Here is a 24,527-nt window from a genome sequence, read left to right as displayed (position 1 = left end):
CTATTATTTGAAGAAGGGTAACTTAAATTTTTTCTCTTGTTTTCCGATAAGTGTTGTCCAATTTTTTACGAAAGCTGGCTCACGGTACTCCTTATCTACTTCGATCTTGCCAAATAATTTATCCTTAACTTGTACCATTGCTTCAGACAAAGCCTCAATATTATTTTTTTCAACCATAAGTCCGTTTTCCTGGTCTTTTATTAAATCTCTTGGTCCGTATTTAATATCATAAGCTACAACTGGGCAACCATTGTTTAGGCTTTCCATGATAACGAGTCCAAACCCTTCGTACTGACTTGGCAGGAAAGATGCTTTTGCAGTAGCAAATACGCTTTCTGGGTCATCTGTTAGCCCTTTTAAGAAAATGTGCTTTTCAAGCTGATATTCTTTGATTTTTTCTTCGAGCTTTTCTTTCATCGGGCCTTCACCATATATATCAAGAGTGAAAGTAGACAGCTGTTCTCTAGCCAATTGGAAGGCTTCGATTAAATGGTCAGGTTGCTTCACATCAGTTAAGCGACCGATGAAAACAAATTTATTTTCACGCTCTCCCTTCAGATTTAAGGTTGATGGCGCGATAGAATGCGGGATAATGCAAATCTTTTCATTGTTAAAAATTAAATGAGAGAGATCGTTTTTTTGCTCTTGGGTTAACGCGACGATATGATCAACTTCATCTGCATGGTCGATAATATATTGATAAGATGATTTGATATCATTGATATCTTCACTTTGTAAGTGTGTATTATGAAGAATTGCGATTTTCGTAAGATCGTTACCTTTCAGCTCACACATAGGTTTATCAAGAAGACGAGCGTCATTGATAATGGTAGAAGAATCCTCAATCATCTGCTCCAGGCAATAGCGGAAGAAATCTTTTTCTGTTTTAAATTCAAGGATGCCTTTTTCAGTGAAATGATGGATACGGATAATCTTGTTGTCACTCGTCCCATTGTATGTTTGGTTAACATAAGCATGTCCGCGATCATCATAATAGATTTCTTCAAGCTTATTTGTCGTCCCTTGTTTGTAATTGATCTTCCGATGGCATTTTCCTCGTTTATTAAATTCCTTTCGACACGCACGTTTGCGATTATAAGGATCCATAAAATCAATGAATTTAAGTGATCCATCTTCCGAATCGTAACTCTTATAAAGAACGTATTCGCCGTTTTCAAAATAGCGATAGGCTTTATTCTTTTTAATTTCACGATACGTAAGTCCTTCTTCCTCAAGTGGTTGTTCGACTCTATCACCAGAATAAGAACGATCGGCAAGATAGTCGTAGATGTTCATCATTTTCACCGAACGCGGTACTTTGTTTTCACTATAATATTGCTCATATATGTCCCCATAGTAAGGATTATAATTTGTTGTAATAATGGTATAGTTTAGGTCAGCCTGTTCTACTAATTTCTTAGTACGATCGAGGAGGGACTTTGTTCTGCCTCCAAATTGCTCGGGCAGTGTTGATGTAATGACGTAATTCATAATAGAGTAATCCCCTTCATTCTCGTCTTGAATAAATCAAAACGGATTTTAGTGCCAAAAGTGTTGTTAAAGGTTATATACCCTCATATTCAAGTAATCATTCTTACAAACAGATAACAAAATATAAAACAAGAAATAATGGCATATATAGAAAAATACGCCTAAAATCGTAAGTAAATACTGGGAAAACCGAATTCATGAATAAAAACATCCCCCTTATCAAAAAATAAATAGACATTTTTTTAGGAACATGTATATAAATCTCGCAACCTGACCACAATGTTGCTGAGGTGATGAACAAATGGGAGACGAAAAACAACGATCTCATCCTGTTGAAAAAAGCGCTTCTAAATGGCAGAAGCTAGCAAGGAAACGCTGGATCTATCCGGCAGTCTATCTTGGTTTTGCAGCAATTGTTCTTGCAGCCGTTCTTTGGATGCAAGGTGGGCAAGAAAATGCTGGCCCGAAAGATTTAAGCGGAATTGATGAAGAAAGAAGTGCCTTTGACACTAATGACGAGTCCGTTCCAGTCCTTGGTGATTCAGAAGTCTTTAAAGTACCTGCATCCGAAGATAGTGGTGTATTTGTGCAGAAACAATTCTATGACACATCAGCTAGCACGCAAGAACAACAAGCAGCCCTTGTTTTCTATAATAATACCTACTACCAAAATGCAGGAATTGACTACGCTAGTGAAGATGGAGCAAGCTTTGAAGTTAAAGCTGCTATGAGTGGAAAGGTTGTTAAAGTATCAGACGACCAGCTGCTAGGAAATGTAGTTCATTTAGAACATGCAGATGGGGTTGTTACTGTCTATGAATCGCTTGAAGCAGTTGAAGTGGCAGAAGGCGATAAAGTGAAGCAAGGCGATAAGCTTGGTAAGGCTGGAACAAACACATTTGATACAGACGCTGGTGTACACGTACACTTTGAAGTTCGTAAAGATGGTACTCCAGTTAACCCACTTGATGTTTTTAATCAACCTTCTTCAGCAATTGAAGGTCCAGAAAAAGCTGGAAATGAAGTTTCCAACCCATCAGCCTCAGAAGGTACTGATGTTGAGAACAAAGACAACAGTACAGAATCCGAAATGGATGCTGAGAAAGACGCCGAAGATGATGCAAAGAGTGCTGACGAGGATAAATCCGACGAGCAAAATAACAATGAGCAGAAATCGGATGATCAAAAATCAGATACAAAGGATTCAGAGTAACAGAAATCCCCGAGCAATCGGGGTTTTTTTATTTGTTTACAATTCAACATGACATCGTTCGACCTTTCCCGGGAAATAGCATGCTAATTCCAGTTTTATTGCTTAAAAAAGCATTGAAATTGCTCTGAATCTTGAGGATTAAAGAAATCAATTAGTAAATAATCGCATGCAAAGATGCGAAGAGAAATTCTATAGAAGAGGTTCTTTTAGGAAATGATTTAGCATACAAAAAAGGCAAAAATCGCTCATTATAAGAAAATTTAAATAAAATCCCTTGTCCCTCTTGACTTTTTGGTATATAACCACCTTTGCCTTAATAAAATGTTACAAAACTTAGTAAATGAGGGGCAGAGGTGAGAAGTTGTGGTAAGGCTTCGAAGTATTCTTGCATGCAATACTCCTGACATCATGTAGGTCGACCTGATGACTAGAGCTTCGTAGCATGATCACTTTATCAGTCTCATTTCGCATCTCTCACATCCAATTTAGGGAGGCGAGTGGTGTGCACGATTACATCAAAGAGCGAACCATCAAGATTGGAAATTACATCGTGGAGACTAAGAAAACGGTGAGGGTGATCGCCAAAGAGTTTGGAGTGTCCAAAAGTACCGTTCATAAGGATTTAACAGAACGGCTTCCCGAAATTAATCCGGACCTCGCCAATGAGGTGAAGGGGATTCTCGAGTATCATAAATCGATACGCCATCTCCGCGGCGGCGAAGCGACGAGAATAAAATATAGAAAGGATACGGAAAAAGAAGAAGCTGTCAAATAATACGCCTAAAAACGACATTTTTTTCTAAATACTTTCTTCCTGGTTCTTTATTTGTGGTACAATATACTAATGGATAAGTAGTTTAAACATACTAGGACTGAGACAATAGATGAGTGAAAGAATACAGGGAGGATAAGTCATGTTTTCACGTGATATTGGGATTGATTTAGGTACCGCGAACGTACTGATTTATGTGAAAGGCAGAGGCATAGTGTTGGATGAACCTTCTGTCGTGGCATTAGACACTGGTACTGGAAGAGCACTTGCTGTAGGTGAAGAAGCAAGACAAATGGTTGGCCGGACTCCTGGAAACATCGTTGCAACACGTCCATTGAAAGATGGCGTTATTGCAGACTTCGATATTACAGAAGTTATGCTGAGACATTTCTTGAACAAAATTAATGTAAAAAGCTTTCTATCTAAACCGCGTATTCTAATTTGTACGCCAACAAACATTACGTCTGTTGAAAAGAAAGCGATTAAAGAAGCTGCTGAAAAAAGCGGTGGAAAACAAATTTTCCTTGAAGAAGAACCAAAAGTAGCAGCGATTGGCGCTGGCATGGATATATTTCAGCCAAGCGGTAATATGGTTGTGGACATTGGCGGTGGAACGACGGATATCGCAGTTCTTTCAATGGGCGATATTGTCACCGCCTCTTCCATTAAAATGGCAGGGGACAAGTTCGATTACGAAATCCTGGATTACATCAAGAAAACGTATAAGCTTCTCATAGGGGAGCGGACAGCAGAACAAATTAAGATTAACGTAGCAACGGTATTTCCAGGCGGCCGGAAAGAAGAACTTGATATTCGTGGACGAGATATGGTTTCAGGACTTCCACGCACGATCACAGTGAAATCTGATGAAATTCAGCAGGCCCTTCAGGAGCCAATTACACATATGGTAATGGCCGCGAAGAGCGTACTTGAAAGAACTCCTCCAGAGCTTTCAGCAGATATTATTGACCGTGGTGTCATCATGACAGGCGGGGGTGCTTTGCTTCACGGTATTGATCAGCTATTCGCTGAAGAGCTAATGGTACCTGTACTCATTGCCGAAGAGCCAATGAGCTGCGTTGCAAAAGGGACAGGCCTCATGCTTGAGCATATTGACAAAATTGCAAAGAAAAAATTAGTCTAAATTAGAACGGAAACTATTCGTAAGGGTGTAATCATAATGGCGAACAACCATGAAAAGGTGAACCAGACCTCAGAGCATAAGGAACTTCCTAATGAAGAGGCCATAAAAACGAATAAGAATAAAGAAATGAAAGAGCGTAAGCCAAGGATCCGGTTAATTCCAATCTGGCTACGCCTTCTTCTCGTTGCCCTATTGCTCGTCGCTTCACTTGTAGCAGGTGCGATGATCGGTTACGGTGTCATTGGAGACGGAAGCCCTGCAGACGTCTTTAAGAAGAGTACATGGGTAAAGATTAGTGATATCGTCAAAAAAGAAGAGTAACAGTTAGGAGAATGAATTATGTTAGATAGTCAGGACATTAAGAAGATTATCCCGCATCGTTACCCTTTTCTGCTCGTTGATCGAATTCTTGAAGTAGAAGAAGAAGTAAGAGCAGTTGGTATTAAGAACGTAACAGCGAATGAAGAGTTCTTTAATGGACATTTTCCAGATTACCCTGTTATGCCAGGTGTGTTAATCGTTGAAGCACTTGCTCAGGTAGGTGCTGTCGCGATGCTGAAGAAGGAAGATAATCAAGGCAAGCTAGCTTTCTTTACTGGTATTGACAAATGTCGCTTTAAAAAACAGGTTAAACCGGGAGATCAGCTTCGTCTCGAAGTTGAAATCATTCGTATCAAAGGACCGATCGGCAAAGGTAAAGCAACAGCAACAGTGGACGGCGAAGTTGCAGCTGAAGCCGAGATTATGTTTGCATTGAAGTAGGACAAGCAAACCCCTATTTCCGTAATTTATACGGAAATAGGGGTTTTTTGGAGTGTGAAGTTCACTTTAGTAGAGGCTCGATGATGACTCAAATGTTGATGTAATGTTAAACGATCATAGAGACTATGTAAATTCTAACAAATACCCTTTTTTACCTGCTATGATTTACTCAACCGCTCCATAGCGGTAAAACTTATCGAGTTCAGGGAGGAATTTTGGAAATGAATAACAAGAAATTCATGCTCAAAATTGCAACTTCGTTAGTAGCTGTAATGTTAATCACAGCGTGTAACAGCGGTGAAAATGATTCTGAGAACGGCAATAACTCTATGAACAATGGAGCCAACACCGAAGAGCCAGCGGCTAACGAAAACTCTGAGAACTCTGCTGAATAAGAACTTTCTCTCCTGTCCTTCGTGGACAGGAGTTTCTTATTTCAATAGCAATTCGATTTTAAGTAGTTGTTTTATTCATCATTGCCATGATGGAGTTGCCACTTCTTAAACTCTAAATAGTCTGCGAAATCTTTTTTTGTAATACCTGAGCGCATCGCTTCTTCGATTAATTCTTTCCACTCCGTGTCGAGTGCCGGCTCCTCGTGATCTTCTTCTAATATGAACACTTCAATAGGAACCTTTAATTCTGCCGCTATTTTTTCAAGAAATTGAATAGAAGGATTAGCCTGTTGATTTCGTTCAATCGAACTTAAATAAGATTTGGCAACCCCTGCCCGTTTAGCGAGTTCAGTTAAAGACAGTCCCATACGATTCCGATAAAGTTTAATTTTTTCCCCTATCATCCCTTTACCTCGACTTTATCATTATTTATTGTGTTAATTTTATCAAGAACAATTTGTTCTGTAAACAGAACAAATGTCGTGTTTTTATATTAATTTTCTAAAAGTCTCTTTGAACAAAATAATTAAAATTTAAGAACGAGAGAGTATTTGGTAGGATATAGAAGATTATAAGCTGGTAACAGCCTTATATAAAGAATTTTCAGTCTTTTTAATCTTCCAAAATAAGACTATATTAGATGTACATTCTAAATAAAGAACAAAACGTTCTTTATTAATGTCGTTTATTGCTGAATTATATAAGGGGGATGGGGAATGAAAACGTATACTGACGAAAAATTGGATCAGGAATGGGTGACCCTTATTTCAATTGCAAGAAGAATGGGATTATCTAAGGAGGAAGTGAAGGATTTTCTAATCAATTCCTCAAAAAAATAAGGAGGAATGATGGTGATCAAATTAGGGGAAGGGACTTTTGTCTCTTATATTTTAGGGAAGAGGATTAAAATCATTGCGGTTGATAAACAGATCGCCAAACTCTACATCAATGACGAATATAAAGGGAAGTGCGATTTATCTTTTATTCTAGAGAAAATCCACGGACTTGAAAATAAAGAACAAGACATCAAAGGAATAATCCGAGATGAACAGAAAATGTACGATGAACTTAGGGAGGTTATACAAAACCAAAATATATCGTCTCATTATGAATAAAGGGAAAACGTAGGAGCAGTTTTTTGTTATTTATTTAGCATGGATTAACGCTCTTGATGGATTTATCACATATTGTGGAGTTCAAAATGGATGGATCGGAGAAGTGAATCCATTAATGCGAATGCTATTTCAAATGGATCCACTTGTTATCCTAATGTATAAATAGGTTTGTCTCTTTTTTTGATCGCCTTACTTTTAAAATTTCATCACTTTAAATCCGGTTTAATACGGATTTTATTAATCGTGGTGGCTTCAACATTATATTCTTTCATATTGTGTATCCACGGCTATTGGGTATATATCCTGTTAACTAAATAGATAAGAGCCTACTGGAAGATGTCGGCTCTTAAAAAAAACAATTTATTGATCAGACCCCTGTTTGGCACGCCACTTATTAAACTCCAGAAACTCCCTGAACTGGTCCTTACTTATACCAGACTCCATTGCTTCTTTAACGATCTTTTTCCATTCCGAGTCTAACTCACTCTGATGAATAGGATCATCTCCCTGAAGTAGTACCTCTACCGAAACATCAAGAACATTAGATATTTTATCTAGGAATTGGATAGAGGGATTTGATTGTATATTTCGTTCAATTGAACTCAGATATGACTTGGCCACATTCGCACGTTCCGCTAATTCTGAAAGAGATAACCCTTTGCGTAAACGATACTTCTTTACTTCTTCACCTATCACGTGTATCCCTCCGATGCTTCGACAAAATTCTTTGATTGTATGTAATTATACCAGTATGTTATTGTTCCGTAAATAGAACGAAAGCGGCATCCGTTCCGCCGCTTTCGTTCAGGTTACATTCCCTCATTTTTGAGAAACGCTTTGATTTCAGAAATTTTGATGCCCAATTCCTTCGCTTCTTTCATTAATTTAATCCATTCCTCGTCCAGATTTTCTTCCGTATGTACGCCCATGTAACTCCTCCTTAAACTCTTTCCAGGTAGTTCAGCCATCATAGAAGCCTTCTATCAAGAAGCTTCCTTAGATCTGTTTACTTTGCGCCCACTTTTTTTCAAAAATGGTTGCCCTTTTCTGGAGGATACTTTGTACGATCCATCATATATTTATGAAAATCCTACTATTATAATAGGCCATTAAACCTACGAAATGTGTTGTAATTTGTAAAAAATATCAAAAATATATGACTTTTTTTGTAAATAAATAGCTTTTTTTAAATTTGGTGTTAGGAAAATACATACATCCACTTGAGATGGTCAAAATAGGACTATTACAACGATGGAGGTTTTTCTATGAAAAAGTGGATGATGTTACTGATGACGATGTTTCTTTCCCTGAGTATTGCGGCTTGTTCGAATGCAAATGAAGAAGAAGGACCGGTAGAAGATCCCGAAATGCAAGAAGATACACCAGAAGATGAAGAGAATGTTAACGAAGACGATGGAACGATTGATCAGGAAGACGATGATACAATGAATAAGGATGGTTCAGAAGAAGGCGATAAAGATGAAGATGGTAACATGGATGAAGGGGACATGGACGACACTGAAAAGCAACCGAATGATGAAACTGAAAACCAGCAATAGGGACCTTAACGGGTCTCTTTTTTTATATAAAATTGTCTAAAAAGTAGGTGGACGGGAATAGTCAGAAAAAAGGAGAGTGCTAAATATGAAGAAGGTAGCCGTTATAACAGGTGGTGGATCTGGCATTGGAGAAGCCGCAGCTAAACGCTTTGCAAAAGAAGGCGTTCGAGTTTGCTTATTTGATTTGAAGGAAAGTCGAGCAGAACAAGTGAAGGAGTCGATCGTAAAAAACGGCGGAGAGGCGTTTGTCCTTAATGTGGATGTGGCCGATGAAGAACGAGTTACATATGGTTTGAAGCAAGTTGTTAACAAATGGGGACGCATTGATATTCTGTTTAACAATGCAGGAATTAATGGCACACTGAATCCGATTGAAGAAATGAAGGTTGATGAGTGGGATCAGACGATTGAGACAAATTTAAGAAGTACTTTTCTAATGGTGAAACATACAATCCCTTATATGAAAGAAGATGGAGGGAGTATCATTATTACTAGTTCCATAAATGGGAATCGGACTTTTTCGAACTTCGGTATGTCTGCTTATAGTACTTCAAAAGCAGGACAGGTAGCCTTTATGAAAATGGCTGCTCTTGAACTAGCTCAATATCACATTCGCGTAAACGCCATTTGCCCTGGGGCAATCGATACGAACATTGATCAAAACACAGACAAAAAAGATGGTGTAGAAGAAATTGAAATTCCAGTAGAATATCCTGAAGGAAGTCATCCGCTTGAGCAAAAACCAGGTTCGTCACAACAGGTGGCAGACGTCGTTTACTTTCTAACTTCTGATGCATCCAGTCATGTAACAGGGACAGAGTTGTATGTAGATGGGGCGGAATCGCTGCTATAATGACTTGCTGCTCGGGTTTCTTATTGACGACGCTCATTTGTCAGCTTATCGTTTAGGGTGAGGTGAAGCAGATGTTTACTAAAGTGCACCATGTTGCGATTATTTGCGGAGATTACGAAAAATCAAAAAAGTTCTATGTAGACACACTCGGTCTTAAGGTTATCGAGGAAACTTACAGAGAAGAACGAAATTCATACAAACTTGATCTTGCCGTCGGAGATCATACAAGAATTGAATTATTTTCATTCCCGAATGCGCCAGAAAGACCAAGCTATCCTGAAGCAAAGGGACTAAGACATATCGCTTTTGAAGTATTAGACCTTGATAAGGCCGTTAATCATCTAACAGAAAGAGGAGTATCTTCTATTGAAGATGTAAGAGTGGATGAGCTCACAATGAAGCGGTTCACTTTTTTCAATGATCCGGATGGTCTACCGATCGAGCTGTGCGAAAAATAATGAAATTTTCTAAAAATAAGTTGATTACTTCCAAATCCTGTGGCAAAATAGATCGTGAAAGCGTTTGCTTAGATTTGGAACAGTTAGCTTATTTTTTTATTTATAACTGCAAACGGTTTCCTAAAATTTACGGTTTTGTGCAAACGGTTTCACTAATCGTATTTTCAAGGGGGAAAAGGATGAAAAGGGGTAATCGAAGGAGATTTTCACTGTCACTCGTCGTCGTTCTGTTGATTCAATTGCTTGCTGGAGCTATTCCTGGAGCAGTGAAAGCGGCAGCAGTTAGTCCTCTCATAGACGGATCATCAGCTACGTTTATTTATGAAGGAGAAGGGAGCGAAGAATCGGTCCTTGTTGCAGGTGATTTTACAAATTGGCAGGAAGGGGCACTTCCACTCGAGAAGGTAGATGACGTCTGGGAGTTAACGATAGATGGTCTATCCGATGGACTTCATCAGTACAAATTTATCGTGGGAGATGAATGGATGAAAGATCCTTTAAATCCAAATGGTGGCGATAATAGTACCTTTACGATTGGCGAGGTGACAGACGAACGAATTGTCACCCTTGTTGGCGATTTGCAGGACGAGCTCGGTGCTTCAAAGGAATGGGATCCAACAGCTGAGGAAACAAAGATGGAAGCCGTGGGAGGAGGATATTATGAATTCTCTGGTGAACTTCCAGCAGGGAGTTATGAATATAAAATAGCGATCAATCAATCTTGGGGAGAGAGCTATGGTGATGGTGGAAACAATCTTAAATTAACGCTGGATGAGAAAACAAAAGTAACGTTTTATTATCATGATGGAACACATGCGATTGCAGATTCAACTACTTACACACCGCTAGAAGAAAAATCACCTAGACTTGTTGGCTCGATCCAGCCTGCCATTGATGCAGGAGCAGAGTGGAGCCCTGATCAGTCAACAGCGCTTCTGACTGATGATCAATTTGATAATGTCTATTCCTTTACGACAAGCGTACCAAAAGGGAATTATGAGTATAAAGTGGTACTTGGCGATAAATGGGGAGACGATTATCCTGCAGAGAATGCAAAGTTGAACGTCATTGAAAAGGCAGACGTCACGTTCTTTTTCAATGCCGATTCAAAAGAAGTAAGCACAGATTATAGTGCTGAAGGGTCAGATGGTGCAGTAAATAAGGCAAGTCTTCTACATAACTCATGGGAAGAAGCTTATCGTGCTCCGTTTGGTGCTGTGAAAGAAGGAAAGACGGTGACGCTACGTCTAGCAGCAAAGAAAGATGATGTAGCGAAAGCCGACCTCTATATCAAGAATCAAAATACGGGTACAAGCAAGCTGATCTCAATGGAGAAGGCAGCCACAAATGATGGGAAAGATTTTTGGGAAGCGAAAGTAACGCCTGAAGAAAAAGGACTTTACGGCTATAAATTTATTGTGCGTGATGGTTCAGCAAAAGCGGAGTATGGAGAAGATACGAAGCAAGGAGCGGCTGGAAAAGCAGTTGATACGAATGCTGAACTTTATCAATTAACGGTCTTCGACCCAGGATACGAAACGCCAGACTGGATGAAAGAAGCTGTTGTGTATCAAATTTTCCCTGATCGATTTAATAATGGAAATGAAGAAAACGATGATGCAAAGGAAACCGCACGTGGTCATGAACCAATTGAGCACCAGGAGTGGGGAGAGCTTCCCGATAATCCAAGGCTTTCGGACAGTGCAGATTATGATGGAGATAAGATATGGAGTAACGATTTCTTTGGTGGGGATATCCAAGGCATTCAAAAGAAGCTTGATTATATTCAATCCCTTGGTGTAAATACCCTTTATTTAAATCCAATTGCGAAGGCAGCATCAAATCATAAATATGATGCAGCGGATTGGAAAACGATTGATCCAATGTTTGGAACACCTGAGGAATTTAAAGCATTTACCGATGAACTTGAAAAACGTGACATGCACCTGATTATGGATGGCGTATTTAATCATGTTGGGGATGACTCCATCTACTTTGATCGCTATAGTAAGTACGATGTCGTTGGGGCTTATGAATATTGGTCTCGTATTTATGACCTAATGAATGACGAGGACATGAGTGAAAAAGATGCGAAAGTAGAAGCACGAAAACAGCTTGAAAAAGAAGGCCAAACGTTTAATGACGAATATGGCTTTCATAACTGGTTTAATATCAAAAATGAAAAAGTGAAGGATGAGAATGGGAAGGAACGCTACGACTATCAGGCGTGGTGGGGATATGATTCTCTTCCTGAAATCAAAAGCGTTGAAGGAGACGCAGTTGATTATGATAGTGAGTTAAACAATGAGAAATTTTCTGATTACATTATGTATGACAAAGATTCTGCATCGAAATCATGGTTAACAAATGGGGCTTCCGGATGGCGCCTTGATGTCGCAAATGAAGTCGATATGGAATTCTGGCGTGAGTTCCGTGATGAATTGAAATCTGAAGAAATGGCCGGTGCCGGAGCAACGCTGAAGGATGGGGAAGAGCCGCTGATTCTAGGTGAGATCTGGGATGACGCATCAAAGTACTTCCTTGGGGATCAATATGATTCCGTGATGAACTATCGTTTCGAAGGTGCTATTCTTGATTTCTTGAAAAATGGGAATGCAGCAAGTACAGATGAGAAGTTGATGGCAGTACAGGAGGATTACCCTGATGAGGCGTTTCATGCGCTCATGAATTTAATGGGATCTCACGATACGCCGCGTGCAATCTATGTACTTGGTGGCGGAACTGACACGTATGAACGAGCTGAATTTGATCCGAATTACGATCACGAGCTTGGCGTGCAGCGCTTAAAGCTAGCTGCGGTTCTGCAAATGGGTTACCCAGGTGCCCCAACGATTTATTCCGGTGATGAAGCAGGTGTAACAGGTTCTAAAGACCCTGATGATCGTCGCACGTATCCGTGGGGAGACGAAAATGCAGACTTAGTAAAGCACTATCAAGCTGCAGGAGCTGTTCGTACTGAAAATGCAGATCTTCTTGCATACGGGAAGCTCACAACCCTGCATGCAGACGGGGATGTCTATGCATTTGTTCGTACGAATGATGACGGTGCAGCAATCATTGCAGTGAACCGCGGTACTAATTCGCAAACGATCGAGCTAAATGTGAAGGAAGTTGTGAAAAACAACATATCATTTACCGATGGACTCGCGAAAGATGACAGCGTAACGGTGAAGGGTGGCAAGGTTTCGGTAACGATTCCTGCAATGACTGGCCGCATGCTAATAGCTGACGAAGGTCAGAATTTTGAGCGACCAAAAGCGGCTAGCGATTTGAAAATTTCTGCTGGAGAAGGAAGCGCAACCCTTTCTTGGACAGGAGATGCAGCGAAATACAAAGTGTATCGCTCAACGCTACAAGGGGCGATGTATGAAGAAGTGAGTGTAACGGAAGACAAGGAACTTACCGTTGTTGGATTAACTAATGGCCAATCTTACTTTTTTGCCGTAACGGCGATCGATAAGGATGGCAATGAATCGGTAAAAGTGGAAACGAAGGAACCAACGATTCCGCACATCGAGTGGAAAGAAGGAAAGTACGAAATTTCTTCAGTTTCAGTCATTGATGATCAAGTGTTGGATCTATCAAACACTTTCGCAATCGAAGCTAGTGTGAAAATAGATGGTGCAACGGAATCAAGTCTTGCAGAAGGATTAATTGGAAAACTTCAAGTGAAGCGTGACGGTGAGTGGCAAGAGTCTAAAGCGACTTACACAGGACAGGAAGAAGAGGCTAATGGATTTAAAGCGGAATTCCGCCCAATTGAGAAAGGAACATACGCTTACCGACTAGCTTTTTCAACTGATCGTGGGGCTACGTGGAAAACAACGAATACAGAAGAAGTCACGTTCTCTCAAAATGAGGATGATACGAAGGCCCCTGCAGATGCTGTGAAGCTTGAAGAGCCGTTAAAGGAATCTGGACAGGTAACATTAAACTGGGCACTTGAAGGAACAGACAACCCTTACTTATTAGCGGTTGAGCGGGATGGTCAAACGGTTGAACTTCTAGATAATGCAGAAGCAGTGACGTACACCGACTTCGCTGTTGAGAACGGCAAAGCGTACACCTATCGCATCGTAGCGTATGACAAAGCTGGAAATCAAACCGCTTCTAATAAAGTAACGGTAACTCCGGATATTGTGATGGTAGACGTAACATTTAAAGTGCATGCCCCTGACGATACACCGCTTAGCGCAAAAGTAACGATGCCTGGTGATCAAAATGGGTGGAGTACAAGTGCATGGGAAATGTCTCGTAATGGAGCGGTATCACCGGATTGGGAACTACAAAAATCTTTCCCAGAAGGAACGGTCTTAACGTACAAATATGCAAAAGGGGAGTCATGGGATCAGGAAGGACTTGCCGACCATACGCGTAATGATAAGTCTGATGATGACGTCAGCTTCTATGGTTACGGAGCAGAAGGTACAGATCTTAAAGTGACGGTAACTAACCAGGGCAGTAATAAAATGGTTGTACAAGATGAAATTTTCCGTTGGATCGATATGCCCGTTGTCGTAAACTCTCCTGAAAATGGTGCCGTTGTGGAAGGCGATACGGTAACTTTTAAAGGAAATGCGATCAAAGAAGGAAACCTAACGATTAATGGTGAGAAAGTAAATGTGAATGAGGATATGACGTTCACACATGAAGTAAAGCTAGTAAATGGTGAAAATGAAATACCAATTACAATTGAACCATCTGAAGAAAATAAATCTAAAATTTTCAATAACGATAGTGGAGCGATTGGAAAGAATACGAAGAAATATACGTGGAAAGTAACATCTGATGCTGGTGAAGCGGAATCGAAGGAACCAGTGAGGATATTTGGAGATAATCGCTATGATACAGCTGTTGAGATCTCAAAAGAAGGATGGGACGAAGCGGATACGGTTGTTATTGCACGAGGAGATAACTTTGCAGATGCGCTAGCAGGGGCACCACTCGCGTATAAATTAGATGCACCTATTCTTTTAACGCGTGAAAAGGGGCTTGAGAAATCGGTCATAAGCGAAATTAAGCGCCTTGGTGCGAAGAAAGCGATTATTCTTGGTGGGACATCAGCCGTACCGAAATTTATCGCTTATCAGTTAGAAGGACTCGATTTGAAAGTGAAACGAATTTACGGAGATGATCGTTTCGAAACAGCTGCTAATATCCAGGCGAGTCTTGGTGGCAATCCTGATAAAGCTGTCGTAGCAAGTGGGATGAACTTCCCTGATGCTCTTTCTGCCGCATCTTACGCAGCAGAAAATGGCTATCCGATTTTATTTACGAAACAAGACACTGTTCCAAAAGCAACGGAAGTAGCCCTTCGCAGTGTCGACCAGGCGATCGTCGCTGGTGGTGAAGCAGTGGTTAGTGAGAAAGCGTTCAGCAAGCTACCGTATGCGAAGCGCTATGCAGGTGAAAATCGTTTTGGTACAGCGGCGTCAATAGCAACTGAACTTAACCCATCTCAGCACGTGTTCATCGCAACAGGCATGGACTTTGCTGATGCGTTAACAGGTTCCGTTCTAGCTGCCAAACAAGGTGCAGCGATGCTTCTAGTAAAGCCAGATGAATTGCCGTCTGAAACAGCTGAAGCCATTGAAGAACTAAAAGCAGATACGTACACCATTTTAGGTGGAGTCAATGCGGTTAATGATGATGTGGTGGAGGGATTGAAGTAGGCAATGCTTAATGGGGTCAGGCTCGCGCCTGACCCCATCAAAAGACAAAACACCAAAAAGTGTCCGCCACAGGTGGACACTTTTTTCGTTGCAAATGAACCTTGAATTGCATTGAACCTATAGTGGATAAGGGTTTAACGGTATGGGGTGAATGAGGTGGTCAGGTACGTACTTGACCCCCTCATTCACCTCTATTACCTCCCTCTCCATTTTCCTTCTAATGAATTAAAAAATATTTCTGAATAATTTACAAATTAACTATTCCCAAATTCTTGAAAGGTGGTATACTACAATTATTAACCCCGATATGGTAGAAATTCCCCATTTTCCTTACTAAAGGAGCAATTCGAATGGCTCGTAAGAAACGCAATTGGTTCCCTGGTGCTAAGTACCATATTATCTGTCGAGGGAATCGAAAAGGACCACTTTTTGAAGAGCGTATTGATCGTCTGAAGTACTTATTACTTTTAGAACAAGCTCGTCTCGTTTTTCCGTTTCGCCTACACGCATACTGTCTCATGACTAACCATGTGCATCTCTCCATCGAAACCTTCGATCATCCCCCTGGTGAAATCATGAAAGTAATCAACTCCAACTATGCAAGATATTTCAACGACAAATATGAGTACACAGGACATGTCTTTCAAGGTCGCTATTTCGCTGAACTTCTCGATTCGATTGATTATGAAATTGACGTGAGTAAATACATCCACCTTAATCCAGTTAAAGCTCGTATGGTAGTAAAGCCAGCGGACTATATGTGGAGCAGTTATCGTGCGTACATTTCTGATCGCAAGAATCCACACGCTTTCCCGGATTACATACTCTCACTTTTTCAGGAACCTTCCCGGGAAGCTTACCAGCGTTATGTCGAGAATAGTGAATCCTCAACACCACCAGATCTTGTTAAACAATGGCCAGAGCGAAAAGGTAGCAAAGTGTATGTGCTCTCCAAACTTCCAGAGTAACGATGGGAAAAAATCCTGTCATAAAAATTAATCACGAAAGAGAAGTGAACGAATGGAGCGCTGGATCTGGCTAAGTTCGATTCCGCATGTGGGTCCGGTGACACAAAAAAAGCTGTTGACCGCTTTCGGAACTCCTGAACGAGTCTATGATGCCTCTCTCTCTGAACTTCAGAATGTCCGTGGAATCTCTCGTCTTGCACGCGAAGCAATAATGGCTACCCGTTCACTTGAGAAACCAAAGCGCATTCTCGAACTTGTTCAGCAAAAGGAGATCTGGCTATTACCCCGAGATGACCCGCTTTACCCTGTTTATGCAAAAAATGTTCCTGAATCGCCCGTTCTCTTATATTACAAAGGTCATATCAAGCCAAGCTTACCTTCTGTCGCAATAGTTGGTTCCCGTTCTTGTTCTAATCAGGCGCGACGTGCTGCGAAAGAGTTATCCACCAAACTCTCAAGCCTGAACATCCCTGTTATTAGTGGTCTCGCTAAAGGAATCGATCATGCTGCTCACACTGCCTGCCTCGCAAATTGTGGGCAACCGATTGCTTTTGTTGCAAATGGAGTTGATACTTGTTACCCGAAAGAGCACCGCTCGCTCTTCGAAGCAATATCAATTGAAGGCGCTGTCATATCACAGTATCCACCTGGCACAGCACCTACACCAAAGCAATTTATTCAGCGAAATGCGTTAATCAGTGCATGGTCAAGTCATGTCGTGATTATGGAAGCTAAAGTGAAAAGTGGTGCTATGACGACAGCTCACTTTGCGCGGAAGCAAGCAAGAAACGTCCTTGTTTTCAATAGCAATGATGCTCGATTTAGGCAGGGGACAAACTGTCTAATGAAGCAAGGTATACGTCCTTATAATGATTTTCATTCATTTGAAAACGAATTAGAAAACCCATATACTCTTGAGTCACCAAACTAGTATACTCCCCGCTAGACTAACGTGTAATGTTCCCTCAAGGATCTTCAAGATCATCTCCCCGACTAGAGCATGATGGATCCAACCCATCAGGGAAGAGATGTAAGAAAGAAGAAGATAAACCTGCCTCTTAACCATCCAATCGAGCCATCGATAGGGTGGTTTTTCTTTGTGATTGGAAACTAGTACTTTAGACTAGTATGTGAGCAGAAAATGAAAGAGTAAGGAAAAATGAAATCTATCGTTATATATTAATTTCACCGTTTCTTTACAATGTGAAAGATTGAAGAAAGAGTTTTCTAGGAACAATTAGTGTCCCGTGAACGCGGACAAAAGCAGCGAAAACAGCGGTTTTGTATGTGAAGGGGGTCAGGCTCGCGCCTGACCCCTACCACAAAATGAAAGCGCCATCTAAATTTAGACAATTTACGCTATTTTTACACATCTGGGTCAAAAGTTATTGTATACTGACAATTGGTGGTATCATCACCAAAATTCGACTACATATCCGGGGGGATGAAATTTGAAACGAAGGTCAACCAGTCGTTTTATTAGCTTTGCGCTAATATTCTCAATGGTTCTTAGCTTTTTCGCGCTTCCTGTTTCTCAGTATGCTTCAGCAGCTGAAGACACATTTCAGGACTTAATCATTTCAGAATACATTGAAGGTGGGAGCTTCAACAAAGCGCTTGAACTTTACAATGGAACAGAAAATGAACTTGATTTAGCAAACTACACTCTTGAACTTTACTCCAATGGGGAGACCACTCCACAATATTCTTTACCATTAGAAGGTAAGCTTGCTACTGGAGAAGTCTTTGTACTTGCCCACGAAAAATCCAATCAGTCAATTTTAGATAAAGCTGATGTAACAAATCAATCCGTCGTTAATTTTAACGGTAATGATGTTGTTGTCCTCAAAAAAACAGACACGGTTATTGACTCTATTGGTCAAGTTGGTTCAGCCGGCGATTTTGCGAAAGATATGACGCTTGTTCGTAAAGGTTCAGTTAAATCTGGTGATACGGATACTACTGATGCGGTTGACATTACGAAAGAATGGACTCAATATGCAAAAGACACGACTGACTACCTCGGTGCCCACCAATCTGACGGCACAGCTCCAGACCCAGATCCAGAACCTATCGAACTCTCAACAATCACTGATGCTAGAAAAGTAGAAAACGGTACAAAAGTGAAAATAAAAGGCATTGCCACAGCATCCTTTGAAACTGGCGGCCAAACGAACCTGTTTATCCAGGATGACACTGCTGCCATTATTGTGCGTGCTGCAGGCATTACGGCTCAACCAGGTGATGAAGTAACTGTAGAAGGCGCCATGTCAGATTATTATGGCATGCAGCAAGTACAAACTAGTGCCTCTAATGTAGCCATCACAACGGAAGACAAAGGTATCCCGTCCCCTCAGTCACTCATATCCACTGATCTTTCCAAAGATAACGGTGAACAGCATGAAGCTGCATTCACACAATTTAATGATGTCACTGTTAAGTCAGTCGATGGCAATGGTAATTTCACTGCTGAAGACGCTTCAGGTGAATTTGTCATTAAACCAACAAATAAGTCTCTACTTGAAGTAGGTAAAACCTATGAAATTCTTAAAGGTGTTATTGACTACAACTTTAACGAATACAAACTCGTAACTCGAAGCGCAGCTGACGTTATCGAAACAGCTTTCTCAGTAACGGCAAATCCTGCATCAGGATCTGTTATTGAAGGCACGATGGTGAAGCTTGCGACAGCAGAAGAAGGTGCGACGGTTCATTACACAACAGATGGTAGCGAACCGACAGCTGAAAGCACAGAATACACAGCGCCAATTGAACTAACTGAAGATACAACGATTAAAGCCGTAGCAGCCAAAGACAATAAATTAAGTGAAGTCGCCACTTTTGATTACACTGTTTTAAAGTCTGCTGATGGCATTAGCATTCACGATATTCAAGGTTCAGACCACACTTCTCCTTATGAAGGAATGGCTGTTACGAAAATCGCTGGGATCGTTACGGCAAAAGACGGCAATAACGCCTTCTACATGCAAGAAGAAAATCCCGACGATAGCAACGCCACTTCAGAAGGAATCTATGTTTATAAAAGCGGCGGCGCTGGCGTAAACGTTGGCGACAAAGTAGAAGTAGACGGTCAGGTGAAAGAGTATAAAGAAGGTGGTTATAGTGACGCGAAAGACCTTCTCACTACTCAAATTACTGCCTCTTCCATCACAGTAGCTTCTTCCGATAACACTTTGCCAGAAGCGATCGTAATCGGAACAGACCGCACGCCTCCAACTGAAATCGTAGAAGATGACGAAATGAAATCTTTTGATCCTGAAACAGATGGACTGGACTTTTATGAAAGCCTTGAAGGAATGCTTATTGAGATTCCGGATGCAAACGTAACAGGGCCGGTGAAATACGATGAGCTTCCTGTATACGTAAACACAAGTAAAGATCAACTTCTTACTCGTGCAAACGGACTGCTGCTTTCAGCAGAAGATCCAAACCCTGAACGTCTCTTAATTGACGTTGATGGTATTGATATTGACGTAACGACTGGTGATCGTCTCGATGGCTCAGTCACTGGAATCGTGAGCTACGATTACAGTAATTTCAAAATCCGTCCAACGGGCACATTCCCATCCGTGATTGATGGTAATACAGAACGTGAAGTAACGAAAATGGAGTCATCAGAAGGCGATCTAACTGTTGCTTCTTATAACATTGAAAACTACTATCCTGGTGTTGGGGAAGAGAAAACAGGCAAAATTGCTGAATCGATTGTAAAGAACATGAAAACACCAGACATCGTTGGTTTAGTCGAAGTACAAGATAACAATGGTCCTACAGATGACGGCACGACAAGTGCAAACGAATCTTATGAAGCGATTATTCAAGCGATTGAAGAAGCAGGCGGCCCAACATACAAGTTTACTGAAATCGCACCTGAGGATAAAACAGATGGCGGACAGCCTGGTGGAAATATTCGCGTTGGGTTCATCTATAATCCTGATCGCGTTAATTTCTCTGAGAAGAAATCTGGTGATGCAACAACTTCAGTTGGCGTCGATGAAAACGGACTAACGCTTAATCCTGGACGCATTGATCCAACAAATGAAGCGTTTGAAGATTCCCGTAAATCACTTGCTGCTGAGTTTGAATTTAATGGTGAAAAAGTGGTTGTTGTAGCGAACCATTTTAATTCAAAAGGCGGAGATGGCGCACTCTTTGGCGCTGATCACCCTGTTGTTTTAGGAAGTGAAGTACAGCGTGTGAAACAGGCGTCCATCTTAAACAATTTCGTAAATGACGTCGTGACGAACATGGATAATGGCAAGGTTGTTGTTCTAGGTGACTTGAATGACTTTGAATTCTCAAAGCCAATCCAAACGCTTGAAGGCGACGTACTAACGAATATGGTCAAAAAGCTTCCAACAGAGCAACGCTACTCCTACAACTATCAAGGAAATGCGCAGGTGCTCGATCATATTCTCGTATCGAACAATCTAGCAAACCGTACGATGATTGATAGCATTAACATTAACTCTGATTTTAGTGAAGCAGATGGCCGCGCAAGTGATCACGATCCAATGCTTGCGAAGATTCAAATGAACAACAGCGTTGACCGCACTTCAGGAGAAACACGTTATGAGACTGCGGTTGAAGTTTCGAAAAAGGGATGGGAAAGTGCTGAAACAGTAGTGATCGCAAGAGGCGATAAGTTCCCGGATGCCCTTGCAGGAGCACCGCTTGCGTACAAATATGATGCACCAATCCTTTTAACGGAACAAAACAAGCTAAACACTGCTACTAAGAAAGAAATTAAACGTCTTGGCGCGAAAAAAGCGATCGTTCTTGGTGGAACATCCGCAATTTCGTCTTACACAGAATATGAACTAAAAGGCCTTGGGCTGAAAGTTGATCGTATCGGAGGAGAAACGCGTTACGAAACAGCTGTGAACATTGCAGCGAAGCTTGACGGGACGCCTGAAAAATCGATCCTGGCGAATGCCTTTAACTTCCCAGATGCCCTATCTGTTGCATCTTATGCAGCCAAAAATGGCTATCCAATCGTACTAACGGATAACGACAAGCTTCCTGCTGTGTCGAAGAAAATATTAAACACAACAGACGAGCAAATTGTCGTTGGTGGAAAAAGTGCAATCAGTGAAAAGGTTGTAGACAGTCTTTCCAATGCCGTTCGAATTAGCGGAGATGACCGCTATGCAACATCAGCAACGATCGCAACCGCTCTAACACCAGATGCAGACACAGCTATAGTAGCAACAGGAATGAAGTTTGCTGATGCGCTTGCTGGTTCAGTTCTTGCTGCGAAAGAAGATGCAGCGATCCTGCTCGTTAAGAAAGATAAGGTTCCAGAGAAAATTGCTGAAGCCATTAACGAAAATGACATGCACAACTTCCACATCCTTGGTGGCACGAATGCTATTAGCGACGACGTAATGAATGAACTAAAGAACAACTAAACTGGGAAAAAGGCGGGAATTCTCCGCCTTCTCCTTTTCTATGAAACTAGTTATAAAGTAATGTTTTGAATATGTTAACTATTATGACAAAAAGGACCATTCACCTAGTAGTCTAGTATATAATGAAAATCGCGGAGACATTCCGACAAAATTTGAGTTTTCGAAAGGGAAGGGATTACTTACATGAATATGAAAAAACCTCTTTTCGGCGTTCTATCAACAGCGGCATTAGCAATGGGAATTGCAGCAGCTTCACCGTCCACACCTGTTGAGGCGGCAGCGGGCGATTTTGATCTTACAATTATGCATACAAATGATACACATGCGCATCTAGATAATGCTCCAAAAAGGGTAACAGCTGTAGAAGAAATTCGTGCAGCTCGCGCCAATACAATTTTATTAGATGCTGGTGATGTTTTCTCTGGTACGCTTTTCTTCAATAAATATAAAGGTCTCGCAGACGTACAATTTATGAACATGATGAAATACGATGCGATGGTACCGGGTAACCACGAATTTGATGAGGGTCCAAAGACGTTCTCTGAGTTCGTCAAGCAAACGAAATTCCCGATCGTAAGCTCAAATATTGATTACAGCAAAGATCCTTATCTTAGCCCTCTATATAAAAATGAAATGGCGATGACTGGTGATGATGGTACCATCTATCCAGCCGTTATCCTTGATGTAAACGGCGAAGAAGTGGGTGTGTTCGGTCTAACGATTGAATCAACAGATGAGCTATCAAGCCCTGGCGAAACGATTTCCTTCCAAAATCATCAGGAGCAAGCTGAAAAGATGATTAAAATGTTCGAGGATAAAGGCGTAAACAAAATCGTAGCCCTTACTCACCTCGGAAAAGCGGTTGAAGTTGAACTAGCTAAATCAGTAGAAGGCATCGACGTTGTTGTTGGTGGTCATAGCCACACAACAATTGAAGAAGCGGTTGTAGTTGATACATTTGAAGATCCAACTCTAGTTGTACAAGCAAATGAATATAGCAATTTCTTGGGTGATCTTGAAGTGACGTTTAACGAAGAAGGCGTGCTAACTGATTGGGATAATGAACTTCTTGATTTGGGTAGTAAAAGTAAGTTCGAGCCTAACGAAGAAGCAAAAGCTCTCTATGATGAACTGAAGAAACCACTCGAGGAAATTGAGAAAGAAGTAGTCGGTCAATCTGACGTTTATCTTAATGGAAAACGTGCATCCGTTAGAACAGGTGAAACGAATCTAGGAAACTTAATTACAGACGGCATGCTTTACAAAGCTCAGCAGTTTACTGATGCAACAATCGCAATCACGAACGGCGGAGGAATCCGTGAATCAATCGATGAGGGACCAATTACGTTAGGAGAAGTTCTCACAACGATGCCATTCGGTAACAACCTCGTCACGCTTGATATGACTGGTGCAGAAATCATTGATTCATTGGAGCATGGGGTAAGCGGTGTCGAAACTCAGGAAGGTCGTTTTGCTCAAGTAGCAGGACTTCGATATTCCTTTGATAAAGATCTTCCTTCTAGTGAACGAATTTTAGATGTAAATGTGAAAACTGAAAACGGCTATGAAGATATTGATCTAGAAGCGACTTACACTGTTGCAACTAACGCATATATCGCTCAAGGTGGCGACGGATACGATGCAATGGGTGAAGCTGCCGCTGACGGTCGTATGAACGAACTTTTCTTCGTAGATTTTGAAGTATTTACAGAGTATCTCGATGAAATTGGAACAGTTAAAGCGAAAGACGAAGCACGTATCGTTGAAGCAGATGCTGAGCGTATCCAGGGTGAAACGCGCTATGAAACGTCTGTGAAAATTTCGCAAGAAGGCTGGGAAACTGCAGATACGGTTGTTCTCGCACGTGGCGATTCCTTCCCGGATGCACTAGCAGGAGCACCACTTGCTTATAAATACGATGCGCCAATTCTTTTAACAGAAAGCGGATCACTGAATAAAATGGCGAAAGAAGAAATTGCACGTCTTGGTGCGAAAGATGTCATTATCCTTGGTGGCACAAGTGCGGTAAGCAATTACGTGAAATTCCAGCTTGAAGGTATGGGAATTGAAGTTGAGCGTATTGCAGGGGACAACCGATTCGATACAGCTGCAAACATTGCAGCGCGTCTTGGCGGATCTCCAAATAAAGCGATTGTAGCAAACGGCATGAACTTCCCGGATGCTCTTGCAATTGCGCCATACGCTGCACAGAAAGGTTATCCAATTCTATTAACAGAAGCGGATGAAATTCCATCAGCAACTAGCAATGCGCTTAAAGGCATTGATGGATCGATCATCGTTGGTGGCGAAACAGCTGTTAACGGTAAGCTCGATGCGAAGCTACATGCTGAAGATCGCTATGCAGGGGACAATCGTTTCGGTACAGCGGCTGATATTGCTACAAATCTTAACCCTTCAGCACGCGTTTACGTTTCCACTGGCATGAACTTTGCTGATGCCCTTTCAGGATCTGTTCTTGCAGCGAAACAAAATGCTGCAATGCTATTAGTGAAGCCGAATATGCTTCCGAAAGAAACAGCAGAAGCGATCGAGGACATGGAAGCTTATGACTTCAACGTTCTTGGTGGAGAAAATGCTGTAAGTAACGACATTTTAGATCAGCTCAAAAAGTAATCCATTTATTAAGAAAGCGCGGGGAACGTCTCCTGCGC

21 protein-coding genes and 1 riboswitch are annotated in these 24,527 nt (G+C 41.3%); of the genes, 17 read left to right on the top strand and 4 right to left on the bottom strand.

Annotation, left to right across the window (positions count from 1 at the left end; all coding sequences use genetic code 11):
• Positions 1 to 3 precede the first annotated feature (3 nt).
• A complete protein-coding gene (locus tag AC0VYV_RS20860; RefSeq protein ID WP_475374254.1) occupies positions 4 to 1,491 on the bottom strand; it encodes a glycosyltransferase in 1,488 nt (495 codons plus the stop codon).
• Positions 1,492 to 1,792: 301 nt separating this feature from the next.
• On the opposite strand from AC0VYV_RS20860, the gene AC0VYV_RS20855 reads away from it, so the two are divergent.
• From AC0VYV_RS20855 to AC0VYV_RS20830, 6 genes are all read left to right on the top strand, one after another.
• Complete coding sequence (locus AC0VYV_RS20855) at positions 1,793 to 2,704, top strand: M23 family metallopeptidase (protein ID WP_194218408.1); 912 nt, start codon at positions 1,793 to 1,795, stop codon at positions 2,702 to 2,704.
• Positions 2,705 to 3,206: 502 nt separating this feature from the next.
• Positions 3,207 to 3,479 carry a sporulation transcriptional regulator SpoIIID gene (gene spoIIID / locus AC0VYV_RS20850; protein WP_048311390.1) on the top strand — a complete coding sequence of 91 codons (273 nt, stop codon included), beginning with the start codon at positions 3,207 to 3,209 and terminating at the stop codon, positions 3,477 to 3,479.
• A gap of 139 nt (positions 3,480 to 3,618) precedes the next feature.
• The gene (gene mreB, locus AC0VYV_RS20845; protein ID WP_194218409.1) at positions 3,619 to 4,620 is read left to right on the top strand and encodes a rod shape-determining protein; all 1,002 of its coding nucleotides are present in this window, start codon (positions 3,619 to 3,621) and stop codon (positions 4,618 to 4,620) included.
• Positions 4,621 to 4,656: 36 nt separating this feature from the next.
• Complete coding sequence (locus AC0VYV_RS20840) at positions 4,657 to 4,941, top strand: DNA-directed RNA polymerase subunit beta (RefSeq protein ID WP_475374253.1); 285 nt, start codon at positions 4,657 to 4,659, stop codon at positions 4,939 to 4,941.
• 18 nt (positions 4,942 to 4,959) lie between these two features.
• Positions 4,960 to 5,382: a 3-hydroxyacyl-ACP dehydratase FabZ gene (fabZ, locus tag AC0VYV_RS20835; RefSeq protein ID WP_194218411.1), complete on the top strand. Its 423-nt coding sequence runs from the start codon at positions 4,960 to 4,962 to the stop codon at positions 5,380 to 5,382.
• Between the two features lie 221 nt (positions 5,383 to 5,603).
• On the top strand, positions 5,604 to 5,777 hold the full coding sequence (locus AC0VYV_RS20830; protein ID WP_475374252.1) for a hypothetical protein: 174 nt from the start codon (positions 5,604 to 5,606) through the stop codon (positions 5,775 to 5,777).
• Between the two features lie 71 nt (positions 5,778 to 5,848).
• Here the strand turns inward: AC0VYV_RS20830 and AC0VYV_RS20825 are convergent, their stop codons facing one another.
• A complete protein-coding gene (locus tag AC0VYV_RS20825; protein ID WP_475374251.1) occupies positions 5,849 to 6,181 on the bottom strand; it encodes a helix-turn-helix domain-containing protein in 333 nt (110 codons plus the stop codon).
• Between the two features lie 312 nt (positions 6,182 to 6,493).
• Between AC0VYV_RS20825 and AC0VYV_RS20820 the strand changes: the two genes are divergently transcribed.
• From AC0VYV_RS20820 to AC0VYV_RS20810, 3 genes are read left to right on the top strand one after another with little or no spacing between them, the layout of a single operon-like run.
• Positions 6,494 to 6,616, top strand: a complete 123-nt coding sequence (locus tag AC0VYV_RS20820) for an anti-repressor SinI family protein (RefSeq protein WP_226615716.1) — start codon at positions 6,494 to 6,496, stop codon at positions 6,614 to 6,616.
• 12 nt (positions 6,617 to 6,628) lie between these two features.
• Complete coding sequence (locus tag AC0VYV_RS20815; RefSeq protein WP_475374250.1) at positions 6,629 to 6,892, top strand: hypothetical protein; 264 nt, start codon at positions 6,629 to 6,631, stop codon at positions 6,890 to 6,892.
• Between the two features lie 28 nt (positions 6,893 to 6,920).
• Positions 6,921 to 7,058 (top strand): DUF5658 family protein, encoded by a 138-nt coding sequence (locus tag AC0VYV_RS20810; protein WP_475367532.1) that lies wholly within the window; start codon positions 6,921 to 6,923, stop codon positions 7,056 to 7,058.
• A gap of 194 nt (positions 7,059 to 7,252) precedes the next feature.
• Here the strand turns inward: AC0VYV_RS20810 and AC0VYV_RS20805 are convergent, their stop codons facing one another.
• Both AC0VYV_RS20805 and AC0VYV_RS20800 read right to left on the bottom strand, forming a co-directional pair.
• Positions 7,253 to 7,588 (bottom strand): helix-turn-helix domain-containing protein, encoded by a 336-nt coding sequence (locus tag AC0VYV_RS20805; protein WP_194218416.1) that lies wholly within the window; start codon positions 7,586 to 7,588, stop codon positions 7,253 to 7,255.
• Between the two features lie 113 nt (positions 7,589 to 7,701).
• Positions 7,702 to 7,821, bottom strand: coding sequence for an anti-repressor SinI family protein (locus AC0VYV_RS20800; protein WP_194218417.1), 120 nt, complete (start codon positions 7,819 to 7,821; stop codon positions 7,702 to 7,704).
• A gap of 22 nt (positions 7,822 to 7,843) precedes the next feature.
• Positions 7,844 to 7,944: riboswitch (cyclic di-GMP riboswitch) on the bottom strand.
• A gap of 213 nt (positions 7,945 to 8,157) precedes the next feature.
• Between AC0VYV_RS20800 and AC0VYV_RS20795 the strand changes: the two genes are divergently transcribed.
• The 8 genes from AC0VYV_RS20795 (at position 8,158) to AC0VYV_RS20760 (ending at position 24,489) form a co-directional block, all read left to right on the top strand.
• Complete coding sequence (locus AC0VYV_RS20795; protein WP_430245764.1) at positions 8,158 to 8,451, top strand: hypothetical protein; 294 nt, start codon at positions 8,158 to 8,160, stop codon at positions 8,449 to 8,451.
• 85 nt (positions 8,452 to 8,536) lie between these two features.
• Positions 8,537 to 9,304 (top strand): SDR family oxidoreductase, encoded by a 768-nt coding sequence (locus AC0VYV_RS20790; protein ID WP_475374249.1) that lies wholly within the window; start codon positions 8,537 to 8,539, stop codon positions 9,302 to 9,304.
• A gap of 71 nt (positions 9,305 to 9,375) precedes the next feature.
• Positions 9,376 to 9,762 (top strand): SMU1112c/YaeR family gloxylase I-like metalloprotein, encoded by a 387-nt coding sequence (gene gloA2, locus AC0VYV_RS20785; protein ID WP_475374248.1) that lies wholly within the window; start codon positions 9,376 to 9,378, stop codon positions 9,760 to 9,762.
• A gap of 179 nt (positions 9,763 to 9,941) precedes the next feature.
• Positions 9,942 to 15,455, top strand: a complete 5,514-nt coding sequence (locus tag AC0VYV_RS20780; RefSeq protein WP_475374247.1) for an alpha amylase N-terminal ig-like domain-containing protein — start codon at positions 9,942 to 9,944, stop codon at positions 15,453 to 15,455.
• A 350-nt stretch (positions 15,456 to 15,805) separates the two neighbouring features.
• Complete coding sequence (locus AC0VYV_RS20775; protein WP_430247050.1) at positions 15,806 to 16,423, top strand: transposase; 618 nt, start codon at positions 15,806 to 15,808, stop codon at positions 16,421 to 16,423.
• 52 nt (positions 16,424 to 16,475) lie between these two features.
• Positions 16,476 to 17,354, top strand: coding sequence for a DNA-processing protein DprA (locus AC0VYV_RS20770; protein WP_475366129.1), 879 nt, complete (start codon positions 16,476 to 16,478; stop codon positions 17,352 to 17,354).
• Between the two features lie 520 nt (positions 17,355 to 17,874).
• Positions 17,875 to 21,855 (top strand): cell wall-binding repeat-containing protein, encoded by a 3,981-nt coding sequence (locus tag AC0VYV_RS20765; RefSeq protein ID WP_475374246.1) that lies wholly within the window; start codon positions 17,875 to 17,877, stop codon positions 21,853 to 21,855.
• A gap of 183 nt (positions 21,856 to 22,038) precedes the next feature.
• Complete coding sequence (locus AC0VYV_RS20760) at positions 22,039 to 24,489, top strand: cell wall-binding repeat-containing protein (RefSeq protein WP_475374245.1); 2,451 nt, start codon at positions 22,039 to 22,041, stop codon at positions 24,487 to 24,489.
• The last annotated feature ends 38 nt before the right edge of the window (positions 24,490 to 24,527 follow it).

Source organism: Anaerobacillus sp. QJM3NY_17, from assembly GCF_056173665.1.
The sequence above is the reverse complement of the archived record's forward strand: the minus strand, read 5'-3'. Positions and strand labels throughout refer to the sequence as shown.